The 26,033-nt window shown below is 69.6% G+C and carries 26 protein-coding genes; 16 read left to right on the forward strand and 10 right to left on the reverse strand.

The window, feature by feature from the left end:
• Window positions 1-52 precede the first annotated feature (52 nt).
• From CYAGR_RS11800 to CYAGR_RS11810, 3 genes are read left to right on the forward strand one after another with little or no spacing between them, the layout of a single operon-like run.
• Window positions 53-796, forward strand: a complete 744-nt coding sequence (locus CYAGR_RS11800) for a glycosyltransferase family 2 protein (RefSeq protein ID WP_015110052.1) — start codon at window positions 53-55, stop codon at window positions 794-796.
• Entirely contained in the window at window positions 796-2,088 is a 1,293-nt protein-coding gene (locus tag CYAGR_RS11805; RefSeq protein ID WP_015110053.1) for a hypothetical protein, read from the forward strand. Before CYAGR_RS11800 ends, CYAGR_RS11805 begins: the two co-directional genes overlap by 1 nt.
• Before the next feature lie 7 nt (window positions 2,089-2,095).
• Window positions 2,096-2,980 (forward strand): DUF547 domain-containing protein, encoded by an 885-nt coding sequence (locus tag CYAGR_RS11810; protein ID WP_245552514.1) that lies wholly within the window; start codon window positions 2,096-2,098, stop codon window positions 2,978-2,980.
• Window positions 2,981-3,019: 39 nt separating this feature from the next.
• On the opposite strand, the gene arsS is transcribed toward CYAGR_RS11810, so the two are convergent.
• From arsS to CYAGR_RS11830, 4 genes are all read right to left on the reverse strand, one after another.
• The gene (gene arsS / locus CYAGR_RS11815) at window positions 3,020-3,988 is read right to left on the reverse strand and encodes an arsenosugar biosynthesis radical SAM (seleno)protein ArsS (RefSeq protein ID WP_015110055.1); all 969 of its coding nucleotides are present in this window, start codon (window positions 3,986-3,988) and stop codon (window positions 3,020-3,022) included.
• 69 nt (window positions 3,989-4,057) lie between these two features.
• Entirely contained in the window at window positions 4,058-5,398 is a 1,341-nt protein-coding gene (locus tag CYAGR_RS11820) for a cation:proton antiporter (RefSeq protein WP_015110056.1), read from the reverse strand.
• Window positions 5,399-5,603: 205 nt separating this feature from the next.
• A complete protein-coding gene (locus CYAGR_RS11825; RefSeq protein ID WP_015110057.1) occupies window positions 5,604-5,918 on the reverse strand; it encodes a P-II family nitrogen regulator in 315 nt (104 codons plus the stop codon).
• A gap of 50 nt (window positions 5,919-5,968) precedes the next feature.
• Window positions 5,969-6,976 carry a sodium-dependent bicarbonate transport family permease gene (locus CYAGR_RS11830; RefSeq protein WP_015110058.1) on the reverse strand — a complete coding sequence of 336 codons (1,008 nt, stop codon included), beginning with the start codon at window positions 6,974-6,976 and terminating at the stop codon, window positions 5,969-5,971.
• Between the two features lie 756 nt (window positions 6,977-7,732).
• Between CYAGR_RS11830 and mazG the strand changes: the two genes are divergently transcribed.
• Window positions 7,733-8,626, forward strand: a complete 894-nt coding sequence (gene mazG, locus CYAGR_RS11835) for a nucleoside triphosphate pyrophosphohydrolase (RefSeq protein WP_015110059.1) — start codon at window positions 7,733-7,735, stop codon at window positions 8,624-8,626.
• On the opposite strand, the gene arfB is transcribed toward mazG, so the two are convergent.
• Together arfB and CYAGR_RS11845 are read right to left on the reverse strand one after the other, a co-directional pair.
• A complete protein-coding gene (arfB, locus tag CYAGR_RS11840) occupies window positions 8,586-9,020 on the reverse strand; it encodes an alternative ribosome rescue aminoacyl-tRNA hydrolase ArfB (RefSeq protein WP_015110060.1) in 435 nt (144 codons plus the stop codon). The two genes, mazG and arfB, sit on opposite strands and share 41 nt — an antisense overlap.
• Window positions 9,017-9,772 carry a carbonic anhydrase gene (locus tag CYAGR_RS11845; RefSeq protein WP_015110061.1) on the reverse strand — a complete coding sequence of 252 codons (756 nt, stop codon included), beginning with the start codon at window positions 9,770-9,772 and terminating at the stop codon, window positions 9,017-9,019. Before CYAGR_RS11845 ends, arfB begins: the two co-directional genes overlap by 4 nt.
• A 57-nt stretch (window positions 9,773-9,829) precedes the next feature.
• Between CYAGR_RS11845 and speE the strand changes: the two genes are divergently transcribed.
• The gene (gene speE, locus CYAGR_RS11850) at window positions 9,830-10,723 is read left to right on the forward strand and encodes a polyamine aminopropyltransferase (RefSeq protein ID WP_015110062.1); all 894 of its coding nucleotides are present in this window, start codon (window positions 9,830-9,832) and stop codon (window positions 10,721-10,723) included.
• Entirely contained in the window at window positions 10,720-11,583 is an 864-nt protein-coding gene (speB, locus tag CYAGR_RS11855; protein WP_015110063.1) for an agmatinase, read from the forward strand. Before speE ends, speB begins: the two co-directional genes overlap by 4 nt.
• On the opposite strand, the gene CYAGR_RS11860 is transcribed toward speB, so the two are convergent.
• Both CYAGR_RS11860 and CYAGR_RS11865 read right to left on the reverse strand, forming a co-directional pair.
• A complete protein-coding gene (locus CYAGR_RS11860; protein WP_043325820.1) occupies window positions 11,577-11,936 on the reverse strand; it encodes a cyclic nucleotide-binding domain-containing protein in 360 nt (119 codons plus the stop codon). The genes speB and CYAGR_RS11860 overlap by 7 nt on opposite strands.
• A gap of 184 nt (window positions 11,937-12,120) precedes the next feature.
• Window positions 12,121-12,360, reverse strand: a complete 240-nt coding sequence (locus CYAGR_RS11865; protein ID WP_015110065.1) for a hypothetical protein — start codon at window positions 12,358-12,360, stop codon at window positions 12,121-12,123.
• Window positions 12,361-12,537: 177 nt separating this feature from the next.
• On the opposite strand from CYAGR_RS11865, the gene gcvT reads away from it, so the two are divergent.
• Both gcvT and aspS read left to right on the forward strand, forming a co-directional pair.
• Window positions 12,538-13,653, forward strand: coding sequence for a glycine cleavage system aminomethyltransferase GcvT (gene gcvT / locus CYAGR_RS11870; RefSeq protein ID WP_015110066.1), 1,116 nt, complete (start codon window positions 12,538-12,540; stop codon window positions 13,651-13,653).
• Between the two features lie 57 nt (window positions 13,654-13,710).
• On the forward strand, window positions 13,711-15,531 hold the full coding sequence (aspS, locus tag CYAGR_RS11875; RefSeq protein ID WP_015110067.1) for an aspartate--tRNA ligase: 1,821 nt from the start codon (window positions 13,711-13,713) through the stop codon (window positions 15,529-15,531).
• Window positions 15,532-15,556: 25 nt separating this feature from the next.
• Here aspS and CYAGR_RS11880 read toward each other — a convergent pair whose 3' ends face one another.
• The gene (locus CYAGR_RS11880) at window positions 15,557-17,527 is read right to left on the reverse strand and encodes an autotransporter family protein (protein WP_245552668.1); all 1,971 of its coding nucleotides are present in this window, start codon (window positions 17,525-17,527) and stop codon (window positions 15,557-15,559) included.
• A 1,030-nt stretch (window positions 17,528-18,557) separates the two neighbouring features.
• Here CYAGR_RS11880 and CYAGR_RS19225 point away from each other — a divergent pair.
• The 4 genes from CYAGR_RS19225 to CYAGR_RS11900 all read left to right on the forward strand — a co-directional run bounded on the left by CYAGR_RS19225 (window position 18,558) and on the right by CYAGR_RS11900 (window position 21,823).
• A complete protein-coding gene (locus tag CYAGR_RS19225; RefSeq protein WP_425386780.1) occupies window positions 18,558-18,683 on the forward strand; it encodes a sigma factor in 126 nt (41 codons plus the stop codon).
• A gap of 157 nt (window positions 18,684-18,840) precedes the next feature.
• Complete coding sequence (locus CYAGR_RS11890; RefSeq protein WP_015110069.1) at window positions 18,841-19,326, forward strand: Dps family protein; 486 nt, start codon at window positions 18,841-18,843, stop codon at window positions 19,324-19,326.
• Window positions 19,327-19,521: 195 nt separating this feature from the next.
• Window positions 19,522-21,201: a CTP synthase gene (locus CYAGR_RS11895; RefSeq protein ID WP_015110070.1), complete on the forward strand. Its 1,680-nt coding sequence runs from the start codon at window positions 19,522-19,524 to the stop codon at window positions 21,199-21,201.
• Complete coding sequence (locus CYAGR_RS11900) at window positions 21,176-21,823, forward strand: 7-carboxy-7-deazaguanine synthase QueE (RefSeq protein ID WP_051017133.1); 648 nt, start codon at window positions 21,176-21,178, stop codon at window positions 21,821-21,823. The genes CYAGR_RS11895 and CYAGR_RS11900 overlap by 26 nt, the downstream gene beginning before the upstream one ends.
• A 31-nt stretch (window positions 21,824-21,854) precedes the next feature.
• Here the strand turns inward: CYAGR_RS11900 and CYAGR_RS11905 are convergent, their stop codons facing one another.
• Entirely contained in the window at window positions 21,855-22,403 is a 549-nt protein-coding gene (locus tag CYAGR_RS11905; protein WP_015110072.1) for an ecotin family protein, read from the reverse strand.
• Window positions 22,404-22,442: 39 nt separating this feature from the next.
• Between CYAGR_RS11905 and queC the strand changes: the two genes are divergently transcribed.
• The 4 genes from queC to CYAGR_RS11925 are packed head-to-tail and all read left to right on the forward strand — an operon-like array spanning window position 22,443 to window position 25,997.
• Window positions 22,443-23,282 carry a 7-cyano-7-deazaguanine synthase QueC gene (gene queC, locus CYAGR_RS11910; protein ID WP_015110073.1) on the forward strand — a complete coding sequence of 280 codons (840 nt, stop codon included), beginning with the start codon at window positions 22,443-22,445 and terminating at the stop codon, window positions 23,280-23,282.
• Complete coding sequence (locus CYAGR_RS11915) at window positions 23,279-24,595, forward strand: anthranilate synthase component I family protein (RefSeq protein ID WP_015110074.1); 1,317 nt, start codon at window positions 23,279-23,281, stop codon at window positions 24,593-24,595. The genes queC and CYAGR_RS11915 overlap by 4 nt, the downstream gene beginning before the upstream one ends.
• Entirely contained in the window at window positions 24,592-25,461 is an 870-nt protein-coding gene (locus CYAGR_RS11920) for an aminotransferase class IV (RefSeq protein ID WP_015110075.1), read from the forward strand. The genes CYAGR_RS11915 and CYAGR_RS11920 overlap by 4 nt, the downstream gene beginning before the upstream one ends.
• 20 nt (window positions 25,462-25,481) lie before the next feature.
• Window positions 25,482-25,997, forward strand: coding sequence for a hypothetical protein (locus CYAGR_RS11925; protein WP_015110076.1), 516 nt, complete (start codon window positions 25,482-25,484; stop codon window positions 25,995-25,997).
• Window positions 25,998-26,033: the final 36 nt, after the last annotated feature.

The following is a 26,033-nucleotide window of genomic DNA, read 5'->3' on the forward strand; positions in this document are numbered from 1 at the left end:
GCGGCCATCCATTTGATCCCTTCGCCGGTACGTTCATCAGCAGGGGACGTCCATGCCCAACCCGGGATCGGCCATGGCGATGGGGGCCATCCAGGTGGTGATTCCGGCGCGCGACGAACGTCAGACCATCGGCCACGTCATCGGCCAGCTGCGCCGCCAGGGACTCGAGCGCATCCGGGTGGTCGACAACGGCAGCCGCGATGGCACCGCCACCATCGCCCGCCGGCTGGGGGCGGAGGTGCTCAGCGAACCCCGTCCCGGCTACGGCCGGGCCTGCTGGCGGGGGTGCCTCGATCTCGCCCCCGACGTGGACTGGTTGCTGTTCTGCGATGGCGATGGCGGCGACCCGCTCGAGGAACTGCCCCGCTTCCTGGAGCTCATCGACGACCACGACCTCCTGCTCGGCGACCGCACCGCCACCGCCGTGGGCCGCGCCTCGCTCACGCCCCTGCAGCGGAGCGGCAACCGGCTGGCCACGACGCTGATCGGCCTGGGATGGGGGTTCCGCTACCGCGACATGGGGCCGCTGCGGCTGGTGCGGCGCGAGGCCTTCGCGGCGATGAGCCTGCGCGACCGGGGCTATGGCTGGACCCTGGAGATGCAGGTGCGGGCCATCGAGCTGGGCCTGCGCATCCGCGAGGTGCCGATCTCCCATCGCCCGCGCCTGGCCGGCGCCTCGAAGATTTCCGGGCGCTGGGGCGCCAGCCTCCGGGCCGGATGGGTGATCCTCACCACCCTGGGCGGGCTGTGGGTGCTGCGACTCCTGCGGCGACCCCTGCGACGAGGACAGCGGTGATGGCGCTGACGGCCTGGTTGCGGCGCCTGCAGCTGCCGGCCAGTGCCCTGCTGCTGATCGGCGGGGCGCTGCTGCTGCGCCCCCACGGCGACCTGTTCGACGCCGCCCAGCTGCTGCCGTTCTGGCGGGCGGCCGCGGTGATGGGGTTGGGTTTCGCCCTCTCCTGGTCGCTGCCCACCATCCCCCGCGCCCTGTTCTGGGCCGTGGCGGTGCTGACGCGGCTGGCCCTGCTGGCGATGGAGCCCGGCGATGACATCTGGCGGTACCTCTGGGAGGGGGGGATCCAGCTGCATGGGTTCAGCCCCTATGCGCTGCCCCCCGACGCCGCGGCGCTGGAGGGATTGCGCACGCCCTGGTGGCCGTCGATCAACCACCCGGACACCACCGCCATCTACCCGCCCCTGGCGCAGCTGCTGTTCCGGCTGCATGCCGCCGTGGCCCAGCAGGTGCTGCTGTTCAAGCTGTCGTTCACGGCCGCCGACCTGGCCATCGCCGGCTTGCTCGCCGCCCGTTTCGGCGCGGCACGGGCGGCGCTCTACGCCTGGAATCCGCTGGTAATCTATGGCTTCAGCGGCGGCGGGCACTACGACAGCTGGTTCCTGCTGCCGCTGGTGGCCGGCTGGCTGCTGGCCGAGCGTGTTCCCCCGCCCCAGGGCCAAAGCCCCCAGGCCTGCATCGACCTGCTGCTGGGCCTGAGCGTGGCCCTGAAGTGGATCACCCTGCCGCTGCTGCTGCAGCGGGCCTGGAGCCGCTGGCGCCGCTTCCGGCGGCCCGCCCCGGTGCTCGCCACCCTGCTGCTGGGGCTGGCGCCGCTGCTGCTGGGGGCCCCCCTGTTCTGCGGTCTGCGCAGCTGCCCGCTGCTGCCCGCCGGCTCCAGCTTCATCCGCCACGGCCGCAGCGCCGAGTGGCTGCCGCACTGGATCGGCCAGCTCTGGCCCTGGACCCTGCAGACCAATGCCGTGCATGGGCTGCTGCTGCTGCCGGTGCTCCTGGTGCTGCTGCTCACCAGTGCCCGGCTGGGGGTCTTCGCCTGGCGCTACCTGCTGGTCCTGCTGCTGCTCTCGCCGGTGGTGCACGGGTGGTACTTCATCTGGCTGATGCCCTTCGCCGTGCCCAGCCAGAACTGGGGGGCGCGGCTGGTGAGCCTCTCGGCGTTCGTCTATTTCGTGCTGCCCTCACGCCTGCCGGACTGGCAGCTCACCACCCCGGAGCGGTTGCTGCTGTGGCTGCCCCTGCTGTTGGGGCTGCTGCTCAGCGCCAGGGATCGAACCGAATCGGCCCCTGGCCGGTAAAGCTCTGGTGTTCCTCCGCTTCGCCATGGTCCGTGCCCGCTCCTGCACCCCGCTGCTGCTGGCCTGCGGCCTGGTGCTGATCACCGCCACGGGCTGTGGCGGCGGGCCGGCCCCGTGGACGTCTGCCGATGCGAGCCGCCCGTCCCTGGTGGCCACCGCCCCCCAGCCCCCCCTTGATCCAGGTCCCTACAACGCGGTGCTGCGGACGGTGGTGGATGGCCGGGGCCTGGTGGATTACGCCGCCCTGCAGCGGGATCCGGCCCAGCTCGATCGCTACATCGAGGCGCTGGGCGCCCTGGCCCCCGAGCGCTTCGCCTCCTGGCCGGAGGCGGAGCAGATCGCCCTGCTGATCAACGCCTACAACGCCTTCACCCTGCGCGCGATCATCGACAACGATCCGATCCGGCCCAGCATCAAGGCGATTCCCGGCGTGTGGAAGTTCCGCCGCCACCAGCTGATGGGCCGCGGCCTCACCCTCGATGGCATCGAGCACGAGATTCTGCGGCGCGAGTACAACGAGCCCCGCATCCACGCGGCCCTGGTGTGCGCCGCCATCAGCTGCCCGCCCCTGCGGCAGGAGGCCTTCACGGGGGCGGCGCTGGAGCGGCAGCTGGAGGATCAGACGACCCGCTGGCTGGCCAGCCCCGTGGGCCTGGCGATCGAACGGGCCGCCGGCACGGTGCGGATCTCCGCGATTTTCCAGTGGTTCGCCGAGGACTGGCAGCGCGCTGATCCGCAGGCGGAGGCTGTGCCGGGCCACAAGAAGCAGAGCGCCGTGCTGCGCTTCATCGCCCGTTACCGCCCCGCCGCGGAGCGCTCCCTGATCCTGGGCGGCGACTACCGCTTCGCCTACCTCCCCTACAACTGGGACTTGAATCGCCAGAGCCCCTGAGGCGGCAGGGTTCAGGGCGCTCCCGGGCGGTTCGGGGCCTCAGCTCAGGGCTCCCCCGCAGCTGGAGCCGGCGCCGGCCGTGCAGCCGAAGCAGTGGTCGGCCACGGCGATCGGCTCCCCATCAGGGTCTCGCTCCAGCAGCTGGCGCAGGTGGGCCCGGGGGCTGCCCTGGCCGATGGGCAGGCCGAGCATCTGGTTGAAGTCGCAGTCGTAGAGGAAGCCCTGCCAGTCGACGCTGAGGGTGCTGCGGCACATCACCTGGGCCAGGTTGGCCGGGTTGTGGTGCTGGCGCAGCAGCGTCAAATAGCCCTCCAGCTCCCCCTGCTGCCGCAGCACCGCCGCGAAGCGCTGGATGGGCATGTTGGTGATCGTGAACAGGCGGTTGAACCGGAGGCCGAAGCGATCAGCCAGCTCCCGCCGGTAGTCCGCCTCCAGGGCGGCCTGGGGGGGCGGCAGGCTGGGGCCCTGGGGGTTGTACACCAGATCCAGCTCCAGGCCTGCGTCCGGATCGCCGTAGCCGAGGGCGTTGAGCTGGCGCAGGCCCGCGAGACTGCGCGCGAAGACCCCATCACCGCGCTGCCGGTCGACGTTGCCGGCGAGGTAGCAGGGCAGGGAGGCCACCACCTTCACCCCTTGCAGGGCCAGGAAGGCGGCCAGGTCCTCCTGGCCGGGCTCACTGAGGATCGTGAGGTTGCAGCGGTCAATCACCGCGACCCCCAGCCTCCGGGCCTGGCGCACCAGGTCGCGGAAGCCGGGATGCAGCTCCGGCGCGCCGCCGGTGAGATCGAGGTTGGCGATCGCCCGGGCCTGCAGCACCGCCGGCACCAGGGCGATGGTGGACGGATCCATCATCTCGGTGCGGCTGGGGCCGGCGTTCACATGGCAGTGGCTGCAACTCTGGTTGCAGCGGTAGCCCAGGTTCACCTGCAGGGTGTCGAGCCGGCCGCGGCTCAGGGCCGGGAACGGCGGCGCCAGGGTGGTGGGGCCGTTCAGATCGGCAACGCCCATGAATGGAGGGGATGGATACCGGAGGTACCGGCAGGGCGGCGAATCGGATGGGCCTGGAGGCTGGACGGCTCAGCTGGGCTGAGGTGCTGCCTCCTTCTGACCACCGATCACGAGCCGCAGCAGAATCGGGGCGAGGAAGGTGGTGCCGATCACCATCAACAGGATGGCGGCTTCGAGGGCCGGAGTGAGGATGCCGGCCTGGGTTCCCAGACCCAGGAAGATCAGACCCACCTCGCCGCGGGGCATCATCCCCAGACCTACCACCAGCCGGTTGGTGGGGTCCTTGCTGGTGTAGGTCCAGCCCGCGGCCACCTTGCCGGCCACGGCCACCACCAGCAGGAACAGGGCCACCACCAGCCCCTCGCGGTTGGCGGGATCGAAGGGGTTGAGCACCGAGAGGTCCATGCCGGTACCGATCAGCACGAAGAACACCGTGGCGAACAGGGCCACCAGGGGTTTGACGGCGGCTTCGATGTCGTGGGTGTGCTTGGAGGCGCTGAGGATTAGGCCGGCGGCGAAGGCCCCCAGGGCGGCCTCGAGGCCGATCGCCTGGGCGGCGAAGCAGCAGAGGGTGAGCACCACGAAGCTGGCCACCGCCACATCTCCGGGGGCCTTGAGCTGATCCACCACCCAGTCGAAGGCCGGGGCAGCGAAACGGCTGAGCACCAGCGCCACAGCCACGAAGATCACCGCCGCGACGCACAGCTGGATGACAGGCCCGAGGGTGAAGGAGCCCCCGCCGGCCAGGGACACCACCACCGCCAGGATGACGATGCCGAGGATGTCGTCGAGCACGGCGGCACCGATGACGATCTGGCCCTCCTTGCGCTTGAGCCACTGCAGCTCGCCGAACACGCTCGCCGTGATGCCGATCGAGGTGGCCGTCATGGCGGCGCCGGCGAAGACGGCCGGGATGAACGGCACATGGAAGAGGTAGTAGAGCCCGGCGGTGCCGGCGGCGAAGGGCAGCACCACGCCGGTGAAGGCCACGGTGCCGGCCTGAACGCCCACGGCCACCAGTTCATCCAGTTCGCTTTCCAGGCCCGTCAGGAACAGCAAGGAAAACAGGCCGATCTCGGCTACCACCTTCAGGCTGGAAAACGTTTCGCTGTAGAGAGAACTGATCGACTCCGGGCTCATGCCGCCCAGGGAGCTCAGCATCCCGAGCAGAGCCCCACTCAGCTGGGCCTGGGCCTCGGGGGGAACCACCAGGTGCAGACCGGAGGCACCGATGATCACCCCGGCGACCAGCTCGCCGAGGATGGTGGGCAGCTGCAGGCGCACCATCAGCTCCGCCATGAAGCGGGCCGCCACGAAAATGACGAGAAAACGGCCGACCCCGATCAGGGTTTCCGTCACTTCAACCTGGTGGCTGCCGACTTCCATCAGCAACGTGGGCAGCAGATCCATCAGGTGCGGTACGGGTGGGTGCAGTTTTAGAGGGAAGGAGGCTCGAACTGTTGTCTGGAAGACACCAGAAACCAATGGATCCCGTGATGGATCCGATCAGCGGTGGTGATCGATGGCGGTCATCCACGCCAGCCGGCGGCCTGGAAGGCCCCCATCCGTCCCGGCAGGAACGGATGGGGGCCAGTGGCCCGGGGGAGCCGGTGGATCAGAACTTGTGATCGCGCAGGGCTTCCACTGGGTAGATGTAGGTGATGATCGAGAAGTCTGCGTAAAACTTGGCTTCGATCTCACGGGTGATGGTGTCGGCCAGCTCGCGGGTGCCGGTGAGCACTTCGATCTTCACATTGGAGAGGGTGTGAGACACACTCGGCTCTCCCGTGGAGCGCACATTGCGGCTCCCCTCACCACCGGCTGCATTGACGGTGTAACCGGTGGCGCCTGCTGCCTTGATGAGCTTGACGAGCTTCTTGGAGAGGACTTCCTCCGCAACGATCACAAGCTTCCAGACCTGTTGACTCATGGGTTTGACCTAAAGGGTGGTAGGCAGGAAATGGATTGGTGGGTGAGAATTTACCGGCCGAGCATCACTTCTGCAATCCCGATGAACAGCGGGATGCAGATCGCGATCGCCACGGGCGTGCCGATGGCGGTGGAGGCGCCGATGTAGGCCGAGGGATTCGCCGAAGGAATGCCGGCACGCAGGGTGGGCGGGCCCGAGATGTCCGAGCTGGACGCCGCGATCACCGCCAGCACCACGGCGCCGCCGATGCTGAAGCCGGTGAGCTTGTGGATGATCACGCCGACGCCGAAGGCCAGGAAGCCATGGACGATGGGGGAGATGAAGGCGTAGATGGCGAACCACTGGGCCACCTTGCGCAGCTCGTTCATCCGCTGGGCGGCCTCCATCCCCATGATGATCATCAGAACGGCAAGGAAACCGCGGAACAGGGGGTTGAAGAAGCTCTCGTAGACGGGCTCGGGTTTGGTGAGGATGCCGAGGGCCACGCCCAGCAGCAGCGACGTGACGGCCGAACTCTGAATGCTTTCCTTGATGATCGGCCAAACTTCGACTTTCTCGGCGGTGTTGCCCGTCTTCTTGGAGAGGTAGACGCTGGCGACCACGATGGCCGTCACCAGCGCCGGGATGTCCATGAAGGGGTAGAGAGCCGCCGTCCAGGCCTCATAGGGGATCTTGGCGGAATCCAGCTGCGGCAGCACGGCCGCCAGCGTGGAGCCGCTCACCGCACCGAACAGACCGCCGGTGGCCACGGCGTCAGGCACGCTGATGCCGGGCAGTTTGCCCAGGGTGTAGCGGGCGATGAAGACGATCACGATGCCCAGTCCTACGGCCGCAAGCGCCGGCAGAAAGATCTCGGTAGGGTTGGAATTCCGAATCGCGATCCCGCCCGTCAGGCCGATCTTCATCAGCAGAAAGAAGCTGATGAACTTGTAAATCGAATCGGGGATCGCCAGCTGGCTGCCAAGGGCGGCGACGATGATCCCGCCGATCAGGAATCCCAGGGTCGGGGACTGAACCTGCTCCAGGAAGAGCGGGAGGAAGTCGGAGATGAATGCCACGTGGTGTCGGAGTTCTCATCGGTTGAGTGGCCGTGAAAGGTAGCAGCCGCCACAGCCGGCCTGTCGAAAGTGACGAAATGTAAAGCGCCACTGTTGCGAATGGTCTTCGCCCGTCCTTTGGGTGTCTCTCGTTCCCTTCGATGGAGGTTGTTGATGGAATCGACGCGCGGTTAGCCCTGCCCCTCCGCTGACATTCAGCAGCATTGAACAAGCAGCGTTCTTGTGATTCCAGGCAAGGTGCTGTCTTGTTTCTGGAGGGGGCAATGTTCGTGTTTGCGGATGGATCTTCCCTGGCTGCTCCCATGGAGGTTCTCTCGCCCGTATCCATTGCGCCGCATGGCCTCCGGCGGCACCCCGATGATGGCAAGATGATTCCATGCTGCCGGTAGGGGTGATCGCTGCCGCCCCACTGCCGCCCCACTGCCGCCCCACTGCCGCCCGAAGAATCATTGCTTCACGGCGCGATCGATCGCAGCGGAGGCTTGCCCTGTGGTCGCCGATGCCAGCCCTGGTGTCACCAACCACCAAGGGTTCGGCTCCGCTCCTCGGCGGCGCTCGGCGGTGGTGGAATCTGGTTGGTGTCGCTCTCAGGCTGGGGCGTGAGTGAGGATCGCCCCCTCGCCGATCCCATCCCCGAGGTAGTTACAGCCACCGGCATGGGTATCCGCGACCACCTCCAGGATCCACCTGGACCCTGCCGATAACGCCCGCGCCGCCATCGCCAAGGATGGTCTCCGTGGTTCTCGCCTCCATGCGATGTCTGGTTCCCGGCCGCTTTCCGCTTCTGATGCCGATGGGGCCGCGCTGGAGCCCCTGGCGGAGCTGGTGGCGATCGTGGATCGGCTGCGGGATCCCCAGGGGGGCTGCCCCTGGGACCTGGCCCAGACCCACAGCAGCCTGATCCCCTACGTGCTCGAGGAGGCCCATGAGGTGGCCGATGCGATCCGCCGCGGCGACGACGATCACCTGGCCGAGGAGCTGGGCGACTTGCTGCTGCAGGTGGTCCTGCACGCCCGCATCGCCAGTGAGGCGGGGAGTTTCGATCTGGCCGCCGTCGCCCGCACCATCGCCGCCAAGCTGGTGCGGCGCCACCCGCACGTGTTCGATCCCGCGGCGGAGCGGGCCGACGATGCCGAGACCGTGCGCCGCAGCTGGGAGGCGATCAAGGCCGCCGAGCGCCAGCAGCCAGCCAGCGCCAGCCCCCTCAGCGACCGCCTGGCGGAGAAGGTGCGCGGCCAGCCCGCCCTGGCCGGCGCCATGACGATCTCCCGCATGGCCGCCGCCGCCGGCTTCGAGTGGGACGCCATGGAGGGGGTGTGGGCCAAGGTGCAGGAGGAGCTGGACGAACTGCGGGAGGCCGTGGCCAGCGGCGACCGGGCCCATGCCCAGGAGGAACTGGGTGATGTGCTGTTCACCCTGGTGAACGTGGCCCGCTGGTGTGGCCTCGACCCGGAGGAGGGTCTGGCGGGCACCAACCGCCGCTTCCTCGACCGCTTCTCCCGGGTGGAGGCCGCCCTGGGCGGCGATCTCGGCGGCCGCGGCCTCGCGGAGCTGGAGGGCCACTGGCGGGCGGCCAAGGCCCAGATCCGCGCCGAGCAGGATTCCGGGCCTAAGTCTCCTCCGGCGGACCCTGCCGGCGGCGGCTCTTGAGCGACCCCCGCTGCCGTTTGGCCTTCAGCCGCCGCTCCACCGACCCCCGGCTGGGTTTGGTGGGACGGCGGGGCGCCGGCGGCGGCGCGATCGCCGCCTGGATCAGCTCCACCAGGCGCTTCTGGGCCGCCTGACGGTTCTGCCACTGGGAGCGGTGCTCCGCCGCCACGACCACCACCCCGGCCGGGGTGAGCCGGGCCGCCAGTCGCCGCAGGGCCCGCTGCCGCAGGGCGGGGGGCAGGGCGTCGCTGGCGGCCAGGTCGTACACCAGCTCCACCCGGGAGTCGGTGGTGTTCACCCCCTGGCCGCCGGGGCCGGAGGCGCGCGAGAAGCGCCAGCCCAGCTCGGCCGCCGGGATCACCCGGCCGTTCCCCAGGGGCAGATCGCCGCTCACACCAGGCTCACTTCGCCGCTGCCGATGTCGAAGTAGGCGGCCTGGATGGTCAGCCGCCCCTCCGCCACCTCCTGGCGCAGCAGGGCACTGCGCCGGGGCAGGGCGGCGGCGGCGGCGGCGGCGTTGTGGCGCACCGCCTGGGCCAGGTCGGCACCCGGCTGCAGGTTCGCCCGGATCGGTGCCACCAGCTCCTCCAGCAGGGGGGTGAGCGGGGTGCTGGCCATGGCGGCCGTCACCGCGCCGCAGCCGCTGTGGCCCATCACCAGGATCAGGGGCACCGCCAGTTCCGCCACGGCGTACTCCAGCGAGGCCACCCCCGCATCGAAGGCCGTGTTGCCGGCACTGCGCACCTCAAACAGCTCCCCGGCACCGCAGGCGAAGATCCACTCCGGTGCCACCCGCGAATCGGCGCAGCAGAGCACCGAGGCCCAGGGCCGCTGGCCGGCCGCCAGGGCATCGGGCCGCACCTGGCAGTGCATCGGCCAGGTGTCGTGCAGCAGAGTGGCCCGGTCCAGGGGATTCTCGCTGCGCTCGGCCGCCTGCCAGGTGCGGCAGAAGTCGCGGTTGCGGCGCAGCAGCTCCTGGAGAGGGTCGCCGCCGGGGCGGCACACCGAGAGCCGCTCCACCAGGGTGCCCTCCGTCTCCGCCGCCGCCTCCGCGGCCGCCGCCCGCCGGGGTCCCAGGGTGTCCAGGGCCACGCTGGCCCCCGCCAGGGCGAGGATCCTCAGTAGGTGGCGTCTGGAATGTGCCATGGCGCCGTGACAACGGGTCGTCTTGAAGGTTTAGCTGGAAAGCCACGAGCCAACCGCATGGGACCGCAACAGCCACCGGCCGACGCCTGCCCCCCGGGCGCCTGGGTGGACGAGGAGCTGGGCGGGGTGCGCTACGGCCTGGCCGCCACCGTGGTGGAGGAGCGCACCAGCCCCTACCAGCGGATCACCATCATCGACAGCCAGACCTACGGCAAGGGGCTGCTGCTCGATGGCTGCTGGATGACGGCGGAACGGCAGGAGCGGCACTACCACGAACCGCTGGTCCATCCGGCTCTCTGCGCCGCCGCCGCCATCGAGCGGGTGCTGGTGATCGGCGGCGGTGACGGCGGCACCGCCCGGGAATGCCTGCGCCACCCCGGCGTCGCCCACCTCGACATGGTGGAGATCGACGGGCTGGTGGTGGAGCTCTCCCGCCGGCACCTGCCCAGCCTGGGCGGCGACGCCTGGAGCGACCCGCGCTTCCACCTCACCGTCGGCGACGGCATCGCCTGGGCGGCCAACGCCCCCGCCGCCAGCTACGACGTGGTGCTGGTGGACGGCTCCGATCCGGCCGGACCGGCCGAGGGCCTGTTCAACCGCACCTTCTTCCAGCATTGCCGCCGCCTGCTGCGCCCCGGCGGTGTGTTCGCCACCCAGAGCGAATCCCCCGAGGCCTTCCGCCAGGTCCACATCGACACCGTGCGGCTGCTGCGCGAGGTGTTCGGCCACGCCGATCCGATGTACGGCTGGGTGCCGATGTACCCGAGCGGCTGGTGGAGCTGGACCTTCGCCAGCCCCGAAGGACCCCGCTACCGCGAGCCGCTGCCGGAGCGGGCCGCGGCGGTGGCGCCGGGCTGCAGCATCTGGTCGCCCCGCTGGCAGCGGGGGGCCTTCGAGGCGGTTCCGGCCTTCGTGGAGCGCGCGCTGGCCGACGCGACGAGCCAGCCATGACCCCGGAGCTGTTCGACACCGAAGGGGCGATCTACATGGGCGCCCGCCGCGAACCCACGGGCTGCGCCGTGGGGCTCTTCGGCGTTCCCTACGACGGCACCACCTCCTTCCGTCCCGGCGCCCGCTTCGGCCCGGCGGCGGTCCGGGAGGTGAGCAGCGGCCTGGAGAGCTACGACCCCCAGCTCGACCTCGATCTCGAGGACCTGGCCTTCGCCGACCTCGGGGCCGTGGCCATCCCCTTCGGTGCCCCCGAGCCGGTGGTGGCGGCCGTGGGCCGGGCCACCGAGGCGGTGCTGGATCTGGGTCTGGCGCCGCTGATGCTGGGCGGTGAGCACTCGATCAGCAGCGGGGCGGTGGCGGCGGTGGCGCAGCGCTATCCCGATCTGGTGCTGGTGCAGCTCGATGCCCACGCCGACCTGCGCCAGGAGTGGCTCGGCGCCCGCCACAGCCACGCCTGCGCCATGCGACGCTGCCTGGAGGTGCTGCCCAGCGGCGAGCTGCGCCAGATCGCCATCCGCAGCGGCACCCGCGAGGAGTTCCAGGAGCTGCGCGCCACCGGCCGCCTGGTGCCGATCGACGCCATGGCGGCGGCGCTGGCACCCCTGCGGGGCCGGCCCCTCTATCTCACCGTCGACCTCGACTGGTTCGATCCGGCGGTGCTGCCGGGCACGGGCACGCCTGAACCCGGTGGCTTCCACTGGCCCCAGTTCGCGCTCCTGGTGGAGGAGCTGCGCCAGCACAGGCTCGTGGCCGCGGACGTGGTGGAGCTGGCCCCCCAGCTCGACCCGAGCGGCGTCAGCGCCGTGCTGGCGGCCAAGGTGACCCGCAGCCTGCTGCTGCTGCTCGGGCGGGCTCAGTAGCAGCAGGTGCCGCTGGCGCGCTGCTCCCGCAGGCGGGTGTGCTGCTGCCCGATCAACTGCACGGCCAAGGTGGGGTGGTTGTGCAGCAGGTTGAGGAAGCGCAGCCGATCGAGGCGCAGCACCTCCACGGGCGTGCGGGCGAAGGCATCGCTGCGGTGGCTCAGTTCGCGCCAGGTGATGTCCTGGTAGCTGAACAGCTCACCGGGGCGGTAGCAGGTTTTTTCGCCCTGCTCGCCCACCAGCTCGACGATGCCGCGTCGCACGGCATAGATGGCGTTGGCGCTGGCGCCGCGGCTGAAGACGTGGGCTCCGGTGGGGAGGGTGAAGGTTTCACAATCCACATGTACGGCCATCAGCTCGAGGGGTGATGGGGATGTGGCGGTTCTGATCAATGCCGGGGACCTCCGTGGTCGGGGTGGACGGGATCCTGCCTTCCTAGGGCCAAACGGACCGTTCCGCTACTGGAAGGGAGGGAGAATAGCCAGAAGAAAGGAGAAACGGAAACATTCGTCACCCTTTTCGGCTTCTCCTTGGATTTCAGGACAGCCCTGTGGCCAGGCTCAGCTGCTGGCTGGCCACCGGATGCTTGGCCTGCTTGAGCAGGGCTTCGGGGGACACCACCGGCAGCCGCGGCGGGCGGGCCGTCCAGTGGTGGCACCAGAGCTCGGCCACCAGCTCGGGGTGGATGGGGAGCTGACGCAGCTGGCACCATCCCATCTCCACCCCGGCGGGAGGGGTGCAGTGGCGGCAGCTGCGGCAGTTGGGACGGTTGCCCATCCTCTTGACCCATTGGGCCATTCAAGGTACGCATTTCCTTGCCGGTGTGATAGGGGTGGAAGCCGAATCACAGGCTTTCTTCGGTATTGGCGGCCCCACCTCCAGTCTTGGCGGCGCCCAGTCCATAGGATCTCGCCACCCTGCTCCGGCGTCCCCCTGGCCGGCCGGTCGCCTCCGATGGACTCCACCCCCCTGCGCCGCACACCCCTGGATGCCGCCGCCCTCGCCGCCGGGGGCCGCATGGTGCCCTTCGCCGGCTGGCAGATGGCGATCCAGTTCGCCGGCCTGGTGCAGGAGCACAACGCCGTGCGCCAGCACTGCGGCGTCTTCGACATCTCCCACATGGGGGTGCTTACCCTGCGGGGCCAGGGCACCAAGGACGCCCTGCAGCGGCTGGTGCCCACCGACCTGTTCCGCATCGGCCCGGGCGAGGCCTGCTACACGGTGCTGCTCAACGAGGCCGGCGGCATCCTTGACGACCTGATCGTCTACGACCGCGGTCGCGTCGCTGGTCCCGAGGGGGAGCGTGATGAAGTGGTGCTGGTGATCAACGCCGCCTGCGCCGAGGCCGACACCGCCTGGATCACCAGCCAGCTGGAGCCCGAAGGGATCAACATCACCGACCGCAAGGGCGACGGGGTGCTGCTGGCCCTGCAGGGCCCGGAGGCCCCCGCCCGCCTCGAGGCCCTGGTGGGCACGAGCCTGGCGGGCCTGCCCCGCTTCGGCCACCGGGAGCTGGCCATCGACGGCGCGCCGGTGTTCGTGGGTCGCACGGGCTACACCGGTGAGGACGGCTTCGAGCTGCTGCTGGGCCGCGAGGCCGGCGTGGCGCTGTGGCAGCGGCTGCTGGCCGAAGGCGTCACCCCCTGCGGCCTCGGCGCCCGCGACACCCTGCGGCTGGAGGCGGCCATGCACCTCTACGGCAACGAGATGGACGCGGCCACCACGCCGCTGGAGGCCGGCCTGGGCTGGCTGGTGCACCTGGAGATGCCGGCCGACTTCATCGGCCGCGCCGCCCTGGAGCGCCAGACCGCCGAGGGAGTGGCACGGAAGCTGGTGGGCCTCAAGCTGCAGGGCCGCGCCATCGCCCGCCACGGCTATCCGGTGCTCCTCGATGGGGAGCCGGTGGGGGAGGTCACCAGCGGCACCTGGTCCCCCACCCTGGGGGAAGCGGTGGCCCTGGCCTACGTGCCTGCTGCCGCGGCGAAGCCCGGCACCGCGCTGGCGGTGGAGATCCGCGGGCGCGCCGAGCCGGCCGAGGTGGTCAAGCGTCCGTTCTACCGGCGCGGCTGAGGGCGCCAGGGCCGTAAGCGCCCTGTGGGAAACTCGCGGATTGATGTGTTCTTCCCCATGCGCAGCCACGGGTGCGGCGATCTGCGCAACGACGCCATCGGTGAGGCTGTCCAGCTGGGCGGTTGGGTCGACCGCCGCCGTGACCACGGCGGGGTGATCTTCATCGACCTGCGCGACCGCAGCGGCACCGTGCAGGTCACGGTGGATCCCGACCTGGCCCCCGCCGCCTTCGCCGTGGCCGAGCGGCTGCGCAACGAGACGGTGCTGCGGGTGGAGGGGAAGGTGCGGGCCCGGCCGGCCGAGTCCCTCAACGAACGGCTGGCCACCGGAGCGATCGAGGTGCTGGCGAGCGGCATCACGGTCCTCAACGAGGTGCGCGGCAACCTGCCCTTCCCGGTGTCGGTCCATGACGAGGAGAACACCCGCGAGGAACTGCGCCTGCGCCACCGCTACCTCGACCTGCGCCGCGAGCGCATGGGCCGCAACCTGCGGCTGCGCCACGCCACCGTGAAGGCCGCCCGCGGCTATCTGGAGGGGGAGGGCTTCATCGAGGTGGAAACGCCGGTGCTCACCCGCTCCACCCCCGAGGGCGCCCGCGATTACCTGGTGCCCAGCCGGGTCTGCGGTGGGGAATGGTTCGCCCTGCCCCAGTCGCCCCAGCTGTTCAAGCAGCTGCTGATGGTGGGGGGCATCGAGCGCTACTACCAGGTGGCCCGCTGCTTCCGCGACGAGGACCTGCGGGCCGACCGCCAGCCGGAGTTCACCCAGCTGGACATGGAGATGAGCTTCATGGACCAGGAAGAGATCCTGGCGCTCAACGAGGGCCTGATCGCCGCCATCTGGAAGGCGGTGAAGGGCATCGAGCTGCCGCTGCCGTTCCCCCGCCTCACCTGGCACGAGGCGATGGCCCGCTACGGCACCGACCGGCCCGACACCCGCTACGGCATGGAGCTCACCGACGTCTCGGACATCGTCCGGGACATGGGCTTCAAGGTGTTCTCCGGCGCCGTGGCGGCCGGCGGCTCGGTGAAGTGCATCGGCGTGGCCGGCGGCAATGAGGCCGTCAGCAACGTGCGTATCAAGCCCGGTGGGGATGTGTTCAGCGAGGCCCAGAAGGCGGGGGCCGGCGGCCTGGCCTTCATCCGGGTGCGGGCGGGCGGTGAGATCGACACGATCGGCGCTATCAAGGACAACCTCTCGGCCGAGAGGAAGGCGGAACTGCTGGAGCGCACCGGCGCCACGGAAGGCACCCTGCTGCTGTTCGGTGCCGGCGACACCGCCACCGTCAACAAGGCCCTCGACCGGGTGCGGCAGTACCTGGCCCGCGAACTGGGCCTGGTGCCGGCCGAGCGGGACAACGACCGGTGGAACTTCCTCTGGGTGGTGGATTTCCCGATGTTCGAGTTCAACGCCGGCGAGAACCGGCTCGAAGCCCTGCACCATCCCTTCTGTGCCCCCAACCCGGGCGACCTGGGCGGCGATCCCGGCCAGTGGGCCACCACCTTGCCCACGGCCCGCGCCCAGGCCTACGACCTGGTGCTCAACGGCCTGGAGCTGGGCGGCGGCTCCCTGCGCATCCACGATTCCTCCCTGCAGCGCCAGGTGCTGCAGACCATCGGCCTGCCGCTGGAGGAGGCCGAACGCCAGTTCGGCTTCCTGATGGAGGCCCTCGACATGGGCGCCCCGCCCCACGGCGGCATCGCCTTCGGCATGGACCGGCTGGTGATGCTGCTGGTGGGTGAGGAGTCGATCCGCGACACGATCGCCTTCCCCAAGACCCAGCAGGCCCGCTGCCTGCTCACCCGCGCCCCGGCCGACGTGAGCGAGGCCCAGCTGGAGGAGCTGCACGTGGCCAGCACCTGGACGGAGGAGGAGTAGCCCGGCAGGCCCCCAGGGCTGGCAACTAGAACTTCACTTTCACGCCCCCGCTGTAGGTGAACTGGGAGCCGTTCGAGAACACCTCGTAGCCGATGCCGGCATACACAGAGGCATTCTCTGCCACCTTCAGGTCCACCCCACCGTCCACCACAAACGCGTTCACGCCACGATTCTGCCCCTGGGTGATGAACGTGCCGGCCGCCGGAGCGCTGGAGAACGATGAGGTGATGGAGCGGGATGCGGCGTCGTTGCCAAGGGCATCCACCTGATAGGCCACGGCAAGTCTGGGAGTGATGGCGGTGGTGTTGCTCCTGTTGAGGGGGATCGGGCCTGTGGCCAGTTCCAGGCCCACTGTTCCCACCAGACTGTTCGCTGTATGACCCTGAACCTGCAGATTCAGGGGCCCTCCATCCAATTCACCGAAACTGAGTTGCTGGTAGCCACCCCACGCCAGACCCAGAAGCGGCTTGACGGTGACGGGAGTCCTGGCGGTCGGACCTGTCAGATCGATGCGGTAGTCCGCATTGATGGCCACGTTGTAGCCATTCGCGTTAGTTGCCGCATCGATCGCTGATCCGTTGCCGATGAAGGCGACAAGGCGGCTGCCGTTTCCCTTGAAATTCGCGTAACCCACCAGACCGCGGACATTCCAGCGGTCCGTGGGTTGATAGACCCCATAGAATGACATGCTGTTGACGCCTGCCGTGACGGAGGCATTGGTGAGGGCCATGTTGTTCAGGGAGGAGGTGCCTCGCCCATAGGCCAGACCGACGGTCCACCCTGGGCCCGGTCTGACCTCAACTCCGATGAAGCTGGAGAAGACACCCGAACGGTAGCCAGAGAGCCCGCCGCCGCCGTCGATGGTGCTGCTGCCATTGGCCGCCAGGGCGAACACGCACCAGGGCGATGGAGATCTCTTGCCTGATGCCAGGGCTTCAGCCCTCACCACCCAGCCGGTGGCTCGGCAGGAGCCGGCCTGGGCCATCAGGAGTTTGCGTTGACGCTTGAGTGTCTCCAGCCCGACGCTCTGGAAGGCGGCGTAGGGCTCGGGGGAGAGGGAATCGATCGCCGCGCTGAGTTGACTGCCCGACGTCAGACCCAGCAGCGCTGCCGTGGCCCCCAGGAAGTCGGCGGAGACCCCTGACGCGGCAGCCTGGTCGGTCGTGAAGCCCGTGGTACCGATCGGCGCGCCCGTGTTGTTGGCATTTCCCCCGGCCCCGATCGCGAGCGACTGGAATACGCGGTCAAAAGCTCCTGCCGTCGCCAGCTGATTGACACCACCCTGGCCCAGGAGCTGCAGGGCGGAGGTGGTGGCGCCTTGGCCGTTGCGCGGCTGCCAGCGCACATCGAACGTTCTGGGATTACCGTCAGCTTCCTGGATCAGGGTGGTCCCCAGATTCAGCAGGGCACTCGGAACACTGACAGGCTGGAGCATGAGGGAGCCGGGCGTCGCGAAATCCGGGCTGTTGGGCGCCGCCACGATGGTGTAACTCAATCCGGGCCAGGGGCCTCCGCCACCGAAGCCGGTCAGCGTCGCCGTGCCCGAGAAGGTTCCCACCGCGCCGGTGACGTTGATCCTGTCCACCTGAGGGCCCTGGATCTCTGCACGGATCGTGCCGCCGTTGAGGTTCAGAGCCGCGGCCGTGAGGGTTCCGATGGAATTGCCCGGTGCAATGGACCCACCGGGATTGATCGTGGTGAAAGGCAGGAAGCCATTGCCACCCACGGTTCCGCCTGACTGCACAAGCAGGCCTGCAGAGCTGGCTATGGAGCCATTGATCAGAACAACAGCGCCGTTGTTGATCGTCGTGAAACCTCTGTAGGGGTTGTCAGCCGAAAGATTGATGCCACCGCCCACACCTGTGTTGGTGAATCCGAAGGGGCCGCTGCCGGAGAACACGCCGTTGAAACTCGCGATGTTTCCATTGGTGTCGACCGTTCCACCCGCTTCCCCAAGGGTGTAGTCAGTGGCATAGGGCCCTGATGCATCCACCACCAACGTGCCGCCAGCGAAGGTGGTGCTGTAGGGATTGCTGGCTGAGGCATTGCCACCGGGGATAATGCCCGAGGGAGGAGGCGGGACAGGGGTAGGAGGCGGGACGGGGGTAGGGGGGACAGAAAGGATTGCATAGACTTCAGGGAAGAAACCCCTCAGATTCAATCTAATAGGAGTATCGGGGCTCTCGAAGACCCATGCACGCGTAAAAAAACTCGCATTAGACCAAGAAAAATATGGACCATATCTACCGCTCCTGTTAGGGTACCCGAGCTCACCCCCTACCTCTGTTGCGAAAGTCTTAGCAAGGTCGCTGTTGTTCAGCCAAGGCATAGTAGTGGCGTTAAACTGATCTCTTGAGTCAATGTAAATAAGCGTTGTAGAGGTGATCGAATAATTGAAGCCATCCAGTGTCACCGTCACTGGATTTGCCTTGGCAGAGGCCCACGGTCCCAGCACGATGGAAGCCGCGCCGATGGAGGAAATGCAAAAAGGAAGGATGGGAAGTCGCACGCGACGTGAAATGTTGTCGAAAAGAGTCTGTCGAAATTAGCCTTCACTGAGATAAGGGCCAACTTCAAAGGGCAGCGCTGGATCTGGCACAGGCATTGCGCTGCTCATCCCCCATGGATTCAACCCCAAAAATGAGACGTCACCTCCTGGACGTCCCATGAAAAGGGGTCTGCGACGCACCATGATTCATTGACTGTCTCCCCAAGGCTCTATCGCCTTCCTCTGGCGATCCGGCAGTGGCCCACCCGGGGAAACCGACGGGGGCCAGGCTCGTATGGGGGCAGGGCCCGGCCTGGAGTCTTGGAGGGTCAAGTGGAATTCCTGAATCAAGCGGGAAGATTCACGCAACGGAGGCTTGCCTGAATCCCATTGGCATCAGGCCGATCTGGTTGGAGATCAGAAATCACCCCCGATTGTTCCATCGGGGGTTCCGATCTGGTGCGGCGGATGTTCAATGGCCTCAGCCGGATCGATCTTCTGGCTCAGGATCAGGAAGAAGCGTCCTCCCTGGCCTGGGATGGCGGTGCTGCATCGACGCCTGCGGCAGGGGGTGGAGCGGTTCGATCCACAGCGGGGCATCCGCTTCGACACCTTTTCCTACTGGTGGATCCGCCAGGGGATCCTCCATTCCCTCGCCGCCTGATGGTCGCCCTGGGCCGCACCCACGCCGTGATCGGGGTGGAGCTGAGCCTCCCCTGGGAAGGGGGCCCGCAGGATCGAGTCAACGGCCCAACGGCGGCTGCGCCGGAGGCAGCACGGCGACGGAGTGCGCGATCATCTGTTCAGCCACGACGGAGTTCATGACCACCACCGCCCCCCCCATCGACATCGGCATCCCCGCCGCCCAGCGTCAGGAGATCGCCGAGGGCCTCGGCCGGGTCCTGGCCGACAGCACCGTGCTCTACGCCAAGACCCACGGCTTCCACTGGAACGTGACCGGACCGATGTTCAACACGCTCCACCTGATGTTCATGGACCAGTACACCGAGCTCTGGACCGCCCTCGACCTGATCGCCGAGCGCATCCGGGCCCTCGGCTTCCCCGCCCCCTTTGGCGGCACCCTCTATGCCGGCCTCTCCTCGATCCCCGAGGCCGAAGGCGTCCCCGCCGCCCTGGCCATGGTGCGGGAGCTGGTGGAGGGCCATGAGGCCGTGGCCCGCACGATCCGCTCGGTGTTCACCCTGGCCGACGAGGCCAACGACCAGCCCACCGCCGACCTGCTCACCCAGCGGCTGCAGATCCACGAGAAGACGGCCTGGATGCTGAGGAGCCTCCTGGAGGGGTGAGCATCAGCGGTGCGGCCTGCGCCGGTCCGCGCCCGCTTTGCGGGCAACGGCCGGCTTCGGCCGCCCCGCTGACGCCCCCTCAAGGAGGCTGGGCACGCTCCGGCTGGATGGCGGGGAGGGGGCGCTGCGACGGAGGCCCGTGAGCGCGGCCGGCCTGGAAGGGGTCGGTAGATTGGGGGATCAGCGCCGCACCCGATGTCCGCACCGTCCGCCACGCGGGGCCATGCCGCAAAGTTCGTCTTCGTCACCGGCGGGGTGGTGTCCAGCATCGGTAAGGGCATCGTGGCCGCCAGCCTCGGGCGGCTGCTGAAATCCCGCGGCTACAGCGTCTCGATCCTGAAGCTGGATCCCTACCTGAACGTGGATCCGGGCACGATGAGCCCCTACCAGCACGGCGAGGTGTTCGTCACCGAGGACGGCGCCGAGACCGACCTGGACCTGGGCCACTACGAACGCTTCACCGACACGGCCATGTCGCGCCTCAACAGCGTGACCACCGGTTCGATCTACCAGGCGGTGATCAACAAGGAGCGCCGCGGCGACTACAACGGCGGCACCGTCCAGGTGATTCCCCACATCACCGGCGAGATCCGCGAGCGCATCCACCGGGTGGCGGCCAACAGCGGCGCCGACGTGGTGATCACCGAGATCGGCGGCACGGTGGGCGACATCGAGTCGCTGCCGTTCCTGGAGGCCATCCGCGAGTTCCGCGGTGACGTGGGCCGCCACGATCTGGCCTACGTCCACGTCACCCTGCTGCCCTACATCGGCACCTCCGGCGAACTCAAGACCAAGCCCACCCAGCACTCGGTCAAGGAGCTGCGCTCGATCGGCATCCAGCCCGATGTGCTCGTCTGCCGCAGCGACCGGCCCATCAGCACCGACCTCAAGGCCAAGATCGGCGGCTTCTGCGGCGTGCAGGCGAGCGCCGTGATCCAGGCCCTCGATGCCGACAGCATCTATGCCGTGCCCCTGGCGATGGAGAGCGAGGGCCTCTGCCGCCAGGTGCTCGACGTCCTCTCCCTGGTCGACCACGACAGCGACATGGCGCGCTGGGCGGACCTGGTGGAGAAGCTGCGCCACCCCGGCCCGGCGGTGAAGGTGGCCCTGGTGGGCAAGTACGTCCAGCTCAATGACGCCTACCTCTCGGTGGTGGAGGCCCTGCGCCATGCCTGCCTGGAGCGGGACGCCTCCCTCGATCTCCGCTGGATCTGCGCCGAGCAGATCGAGAGCCAGGGCGCCGAGGCCCTGCTGCGGGGCATGGATGCGGTGGTCGTCCCCGGCGGCTTCGGCAACCGCGGCGTCGACGGCAAGGTGGCGGCGATCCGCTGGGCCCGCGAGCAGCGGGTGCCGTTCCTGGGCCTGTGCCTGGGGATGCAGTGCGCCGTGATCGAGTGGGCCCGCCACCAGGCCGGTCTGGAGGGAGCCACCAGCGCCGAGCTGGATCCCGCCTCGCCGCACCCCGTCATCCACCTGCTTCCCGAACAGCAGGACGTGGTCGATCTAGGCGGCACCATGCGCCTGGGGGTGTATCCCTGCCGGCTGACGGCGGGCACCATGGGCCAGCGCCTGTATGGGGAGGAGGTGGTCTACGAGCGCCACCGCCACCGCTACGAGTTCAACAACGCCTACCGCTCCCTGTTCCTGGAATCGGGCTACGAGATCAGCGGCACCTCCCCTGACGGCCGCCTGGTGGAGCTGATCGAACTCAAGGACCACCCCTTCTTCACCGCCTGCCAGTACCACCCGGAGTTCCTCTCCCGCCCCGGCAAGCCCCATCCCCTCTTCCGGGGGCTGATCGCGGCGGCCCAGCAGCGGCTGCCCGGCTCCCCCAGCGAGGCCGTGGACCGTGTCGCCACCCCTGTCCACGGCTGAAGGCCCGGCGGTGGTGGAAACCTTCCACTCCCTGCAGGGGGAGGGGCTCCATGCCGGCCGCAGCGCCTTCTTCATCCGCCTGGCGGGCTGCGACGTGGGCTGTCCCTGGTGCGACACCAAGCACTCCTGGCCGCAGGCAGCCCATCCCCAGCGCCCCCTGGGCGAACTGGCGGCCGAGGCCAGCGCCGCCGCCGCCGCCGGTGCCGCCTTCGTGGTGATCACCGGTGGCGAGCCCCTGCAGCAGCCCCTGGACGCCCTGTGTGCGGCCCTGGCGGCGGCGGGCCTGCCGCTGCACCTGGAAACCAGCGGTGTGGGGCAGCCCAGCGGCCGCTTCGACTGGATCACCCTCTCGCCCAAGCCCCACCGCCCCCCGGCGGCTGCCCTCCTGGCCCGCTGCGATGAGCTCAAGGTGGTGGTGACCTCCCCGGCCGACCTGGCCTTCGCCGAAGCCATGGCCGCCGAAGCGGACCGCCTGCGCCCGCCCGCCACCCCCGGCCCGGCGCGGCTGCTCCAGCCGGTCTGGGACGAGCCGGCCGCCCGGGAGCTGGCGGTGGCCTACGTGCGTGCCCACCCCGACTGGCGCCTCAGCCTGCAGAGCCACAAGTGGCTGGGGGTGCGCTGAGGCCCCGCTGCGGAGCCCCAGCGCTGGGGCCTCAGAGGGCCTGGGCCGGCTGCTGCACCTTCTCCGCCTTCCAGAGCCGCCAGCGCAGCTGCAGATCCTTCGGGGTATAGACGACGATCGGCCGGCTGGCGTCGTAGGGCACCACGAAGGGCTTGCTGCCCATCGGGATGAACACCTTGCGTGTCGCCTGGCCGGGGGGGCAGGCCATCAGGGTCGACACCATCGGCCCCACATCGCTCACCGTGTAGACGCTGACGCCCAGGCCCTTCAGCTTGCTGGCGCGGAAGCGGCCGCGGAAGGCCCTCTGGTTGCAGTCGGCCTCCACCTCCCGGCCGGCGATCAGCTGCACCCGCCAGTCGCTCGGATTGGGCGACAGGCGCGGATCGGCGGTGGGCGGCAGCACGCCGGGCAGCTGGATCACCCAGCGGGTCTGGGCGGCGGTGGGCTTCGGGTAGGGCGTCAGGTCCAGCCGGGGGATGGCCCGGGCCGGTGCCACCGCCAGCGCCAGCAGGGACGGCAGGCTGACGATGACGCTGGCGGTGGCCGCGGCCGCCGTGGCGCGGCGCAGGGCATGGGCCATGGGGAACCTCGGAAGGGACCGGAATCCGGCGCCACCACCATGGCATCCTCCGTCGCGTCCGATCGCTCCGCCCCCCGCGACCGCTTCCACAATGGGTGGGCCGTCGCGACCGCTCGCCCCATCACCCGCTCCCCTGCCACCTCCTCCCCTTTCCCGCCGCTCGCCATCGCCCTGCTCTCCGGCGGCCTGGATTCGGCCACCGCCGCGGCGCTGGCGATCGAGGCGGGCCACCGGGTGATCGGCCTCTCCTTCGACTACGGCCAGCGCCACCGGCGCGAGCTGGACGCCGCCGCCGCGGTGGCCGGCGCCCTGGCCCTTGAGGAGCACCACGTGATCGCCGTGAACCTGGCGGCCTGGGGCGGTTCGGCCCTGACCGATCCGGCCATCCCTGTCCCCGACGGCGGCGTGGTCGAGGGGGTGATTCCCAGCACCTACGTCCCTGGCCGCAACACGGTCTTCATCGCCCTGGGGCTGAGCCTCGCCGAAGCCCGCGGCGCCACCAGCCTCGTGCTCGGGGTCAACGCGGTGGATTACTCCGGCTATCCCGACTGCCGCCCCGACTACCTGGCCGCCTTCCAGAACCTGGCCGACCTGGCCACCAAGGCGGGACGGGAGGGCCAGGGGGCCCGCCTCTGGGCCCCCCTGGTGGCCTGGGACAAGGCCACCATCGTGCGCGAGGCCCTGCGGCTGGGGGTGCCGATCGCGGCCACCTGGAGCTGCTACAGCGGCGAGGATCTCCCCTGCGGCCGCTGCGACAGCTGCCGCATCCGTGATGCCGCCCTGGTGGCCGCGGGCCGGGCCGACCTGACCAGCGCCGCCGTTCGTGCCGGAGCCGACCTCCCCGCTGGAGCCGCCCTCCGCACTGGAGCCGACTGTTGAGGAGCGACCCGCTTCCCTGGCTGGAGCCCCGGGCCCTGGCCCGGGTCCTGGCCGAACGCTTCGGCCAGGACGGGCTGGTGCTGCTCGACGGTGACGGCAGCCCCCTCGGCTGCCGCGGTGTGCTCGGGGTGGATCCCGTGGCCAGCGTGACCTGCCGGGGGCTGCCGGGCAGTCCGGGGGCGGCCGATCCCTTCGACGTCTTCGCCGATCTGGAGCGCCAGGGCGGACCGTGGCTGGGCTGGCTCGGCTACGAAGCCGGGGCCTGGGTGGAGCCGGCCGGGCACTGGCAGGCCTCCGACATGGCCACCCTGTGGGCGGCCCGCCACGACCCCCTGATCCATTTCGACCGGGGGGAGGGTCGGCTCTGGCTGGAGGGCCAGGACCCGGCCCGGTTCGCGGCCATGGCGGGGCTGCTGGCGGATCCCGCCACAGGGGCGGCGGTGGCCGGGGCCGGGGAGCGCCCGGCCGAGGGGCCTGGCATCGCCCGCGGTGACTGGCACTGGCACACCGACCCGGACACCTATGCCGCCCAGGTGGGGATCCTGCGGGAGTGGATCGCCGCCGGTGACCTGTTCCAGGCCAACCTCACCGCCTGCTGCGAGAGCCTGCGGCCGCAGCCGCCCGATCCGCTGGCGTTGTTCCTCCGGCTCGTGGGCCACGGCCCGGCCCCCTTCGCCGGCCTGGCCATTGCCGGCGGGGAGGCGGTGATCTCGGCCTCGCCGGAGCGCTTTCTGCGCCTGCACCCCGACGGCCAGGTGGAGACGCGCCCGATCAAGGGCACCCGGCCGCGCCGGGCCGACCCCGACGCCGATGCCGCCAGTGCCGCCGAGCTGATCTGCGACCCCAAGGACCGGGCCGAGAACGTGATGATTGTCGACCTGCTGCGCAACGACCTGGGCCGGGTCTGCGTGCCGGGGTCGGTGCATGTGCCCCAGCTGCTGGGGCTGGAGAGCTACGCCCACGTGCACCACCTCACCTCGGTGGTGATGGGCCGGCTCGCCGAAGGCCGCGGCCTGGTCGACCTGCTGCGGGCCTGCTGGCCGGGGGGCTCGATCACCGGCGCCCCCAAGGTGCGGGCCTGCCGGCGCCTCAACCAGCTGGAACCGGTGCCGCGGGGGCCCTACTGCGGCTCCCTCTTCCACCTGGGCGCCGACGGCGGCTTCGACAGCAGCATCCTCATCCGCAGCCTGATTCAGAAGGATCGGCGCCTGCGGCTGCACGCCGGCGGCGGCATCGTGGCCGATTCCGACCCGGCCGGGGAGGCCCGGGAGATGGGCTGGAAGATCGAGCCGCTGCTGGAGGCCCTGGCATGAGCGGCGGCGGCGTGCACCCGGTCGGCACGGCCATCGCCTGGATCGACGGGCCGTCCCCGGAGGGAACCTGGGGCGATCCCGACCGGCTCTGCCTGCCCCTCAACGACCGGGGCCTGCTGCTGGCCGATGGCCTGTTCGAGACGCTGCTGGTCCAGGGGGGGCAGCCCCGGCTGCTCGCGGAGCACCTGGAGCGCTGGCGCGCCTCGGCCGCCAGTCTGGGAATGGCGCCACCCCCCGGGGCCGACCGGGTGCGGCCGCTGCTGGCCGAGGCCGTGGCCCGCAGCGGCCTGACCGGCACCGGGGCCCTGCGGCTCAACTGGAGCCGGGGCAGTGGCGCTGGCCGGGGACTGGCGCTGCCGGGGCCGGACGAACCCCAGGGCCGACCCCGCTTCTGGCTGCAGCTGAGCCCCTGGACGCCGGCCTCCACGCCGGTGACGGTGATCGTCAGCGCGTTGGAGCGTCGCAATGCAGCCAGCCTGGTCAGCCGCTGCAAGACCTTCGCCTACGCCGGCGCCATCCAGGCCCTGCGGGAGGCCCGGGCCGCCGGGGCCGATGACGCCCTGCTGCTCGGCAGTGGCGGTGACCTCTGCTGCGGCACCAGCGCCAACCTGCTGGTGTGGCGCAGGGGCGCGTGGGTCACCCCGCCCCTGGAGAGCGGCTGCCTGCCGGGGGTGATGCGGGGCCGGGGCCTTGCCCTGGGGCTGGTGCGGGAGGCGCGGCTGTCTGTGGCGGACCTGCTGGCCAGCGAGGCGGCCCTGCTGATCAACAGCCTGGGCGGCCGCCCGATCCGGCGCTGCGGGGCCACCGATCTGCCCGTGCCCGCCGGGGTTGATGGCCTCTGGGGCCGGCTGCTGGCGTCGTCATAGGTTGGCGCCAGAGTCGATCGATGCCATTGTCCGACGCTGTGGGGGGGCTGGTGCCCCGGAAGCACCTGGCCGGACTGCTGGCCGGCTTTCTCGCTGGTACGGGCCTCGCTTTTGCCGGTTGCCGCGCCACCCCGAAGGAGGTGGCCATTCAGGACGCCAAGCCGGGCGACCTGCTGGTGGAGGTGGACGGGAGCCGGGTGGAGCTGGTACGGGCGTTCACGCCGGGCATTGCCAATGGGCTGCACAAGGGTGTCGTGAAGGTGACCTCTGGAGCGGGTGATGGCAAGGGACAGCTGTACGAAACCACCGCGATCTGCAGTGTCAAGGGAGAGCCGGGCTGGCAATCGTATGACAATATCTATGGAGATCCGATCAGCGATCTCAACGCCAAAGTGACATTTCCAGTCAAGAATCGCTGGCAGTTTCTGTTCCATTTCGATGGCCGCACGGATCAGGTCGGCAAGCTGGATCCCAGTGTCTGGGTTGTGCGATTGAAGGATAATCTGTGCCGCAAAGGGGATTTCGACGACACCTGATCCCCCTGTGGGCGAGGGCAAGCAGAACGCTGCCAC

The sequence above is a fragment of the Cyanobium gracile PCC 6307 genome (assembly GCF_000316515.1).
GTDB lineage: Bacteria > Cyanobacteriota > Cyanobacteriia > PCC-6307 > Cyanobiaceae > Cyanobium > Cyanobium gracile.

Bases quoted from the DNA above. Each gene is read 5' to 3' on its own strand.
- CYAGR_RS11800 (WP_015110052.1), top strand. From the start codon at position 53: ATGCCCAACCCGGGATCGGCCATGGCGATGGGGGCCATCCAGGTGGTG.
- CYAGR_RS11805 (WP_015110053.1), top strand. From the start codon at position 796: ATGGCGCTGACGGCCTGGTTGCGGCGCCTGCAGCTGCCGGCCAGTGCC.
- arsS (WP_015110055.1), bottom strand. From the start codon at position 3,988: ATGGGCGTTGCCGATCTGAACGGCCCCACCACCCTGGCGCCGCCGTTC.
- CYAGR_RS11820 (WP_015110056.1), bottom strand. From the start codon at position 5,398: ATGGATCTGCTGCCCACGTTGCTGATGGAAGTCGGCAGCCACCAGGTT.
- CYAGR_RS11825 (WP_015110057.1), bottom strand. From the start codon at position 5,918: ATGAGTCAACAGGTCTGGAAGCTTGTGATCGTTGCGGAGGAAGTCCTC.
- mazG (WP_015110059.1), top strand. From the start codon at position 7,733: ATGTCTGGTTCCCGGCCGCTTTCCGCTTCTGATGCCGATGGGGCCGCG.
- CYAGR_RS11845 (WP_015110061.1), bottom strand. From the start codon at position 9,772: ATGGCACATTCCAGACGCCACCTACTGAGGATCCTCGCCCTGGCGGGG.
- speE (WP_015110062.1), top strand. From the start codon at position 9,830: ATGGGACCGCAACAGCCACCGGCCGACGCCTGCCCCCCGGGCGCCTGG.
- speB (WP_015110063.1), top strand. From the start codon at position 10,720: ATGACCCCGGAGCTGTTCGACACCGAAGGGGCGATCTACATGGGCGCC.
- CYAGR_RS11860 (WP_043325820.1), bottom strand. From the start codon at position 11,936: ATGGCCGTACATGTGGATTGTGAAACCTTCACCCTCCCCACCGGAGCC.
- CYAGR_RS11865 (WP_015110065.1), bottom strand. From the start codon at position 12,360: ATGGGCAACCGTCCCAACTGCCGCAGCTGCCGCCACTGCACCCCTCCC.
- gcvT (WP_015110066.1), top strand. From the start codon at position 12,538: ATGGACTCCACCCCCCTGCGCCGCACACCCCTGGATGCCGCCGCCCTC.
- aspS (WP_015110067.1), top strand. From the start codon at position 13,711: ATGCGCAGCCACGGGTGCGGCGATCTGCGCAACGACGCCATCGGTGAG.
- CYAGR_RS19225 (WP_425386780.1), top strand. From the start codon at position 18,558: ATGGCGGTGCTGCATCGACGCCTGCGGCAGGGGGTGGAGCGGTTCGAT.
- CYAGR_RS11890 (WP_015110069.1), top strand. From the start codon at position 18,841: ATGACCACCACCGCCCCCCCCATCGACATCGGCATCCCCGCCGCCCAG.
- CYAGR_RS11895 (WP_015110070.1), top strand. From the start codon at position 19,522: ATGTCCGCACCGTCCGCCACGCGGGGCCATGCCGCAAAGTTCGTCTTC.
- CYAGR_RS11905 (WP_015110072.1), bottom strand. From the start codon at position 22,403: ATGGCCCATGCCCTGCGCCGCGCCACGGCGGCCGCGGCCACCGCCAGC.
- queC (WP_015110073.1), top strand. From the start codon at position 22,443: ATGGCATCCTCCGTCGCGTCCGATCGCTCCGCCCCCCGCGACCGCTTC.
- CYAGR_RS11920 (WP_015110075.1), top strand. From the start codon at position 24,592: ATGAGCGGCGGCGGCGTGCACCCGGTCGGCACGGCCATCGCCTGGATC.
- CYAGR_RS11925 (WP_015110076.1), top strand. From the start codon at position 25,482: ATGCCATTGTCCGACGCTGTGGGGGGGCTGGTGCCCCGGAAGCACCTG.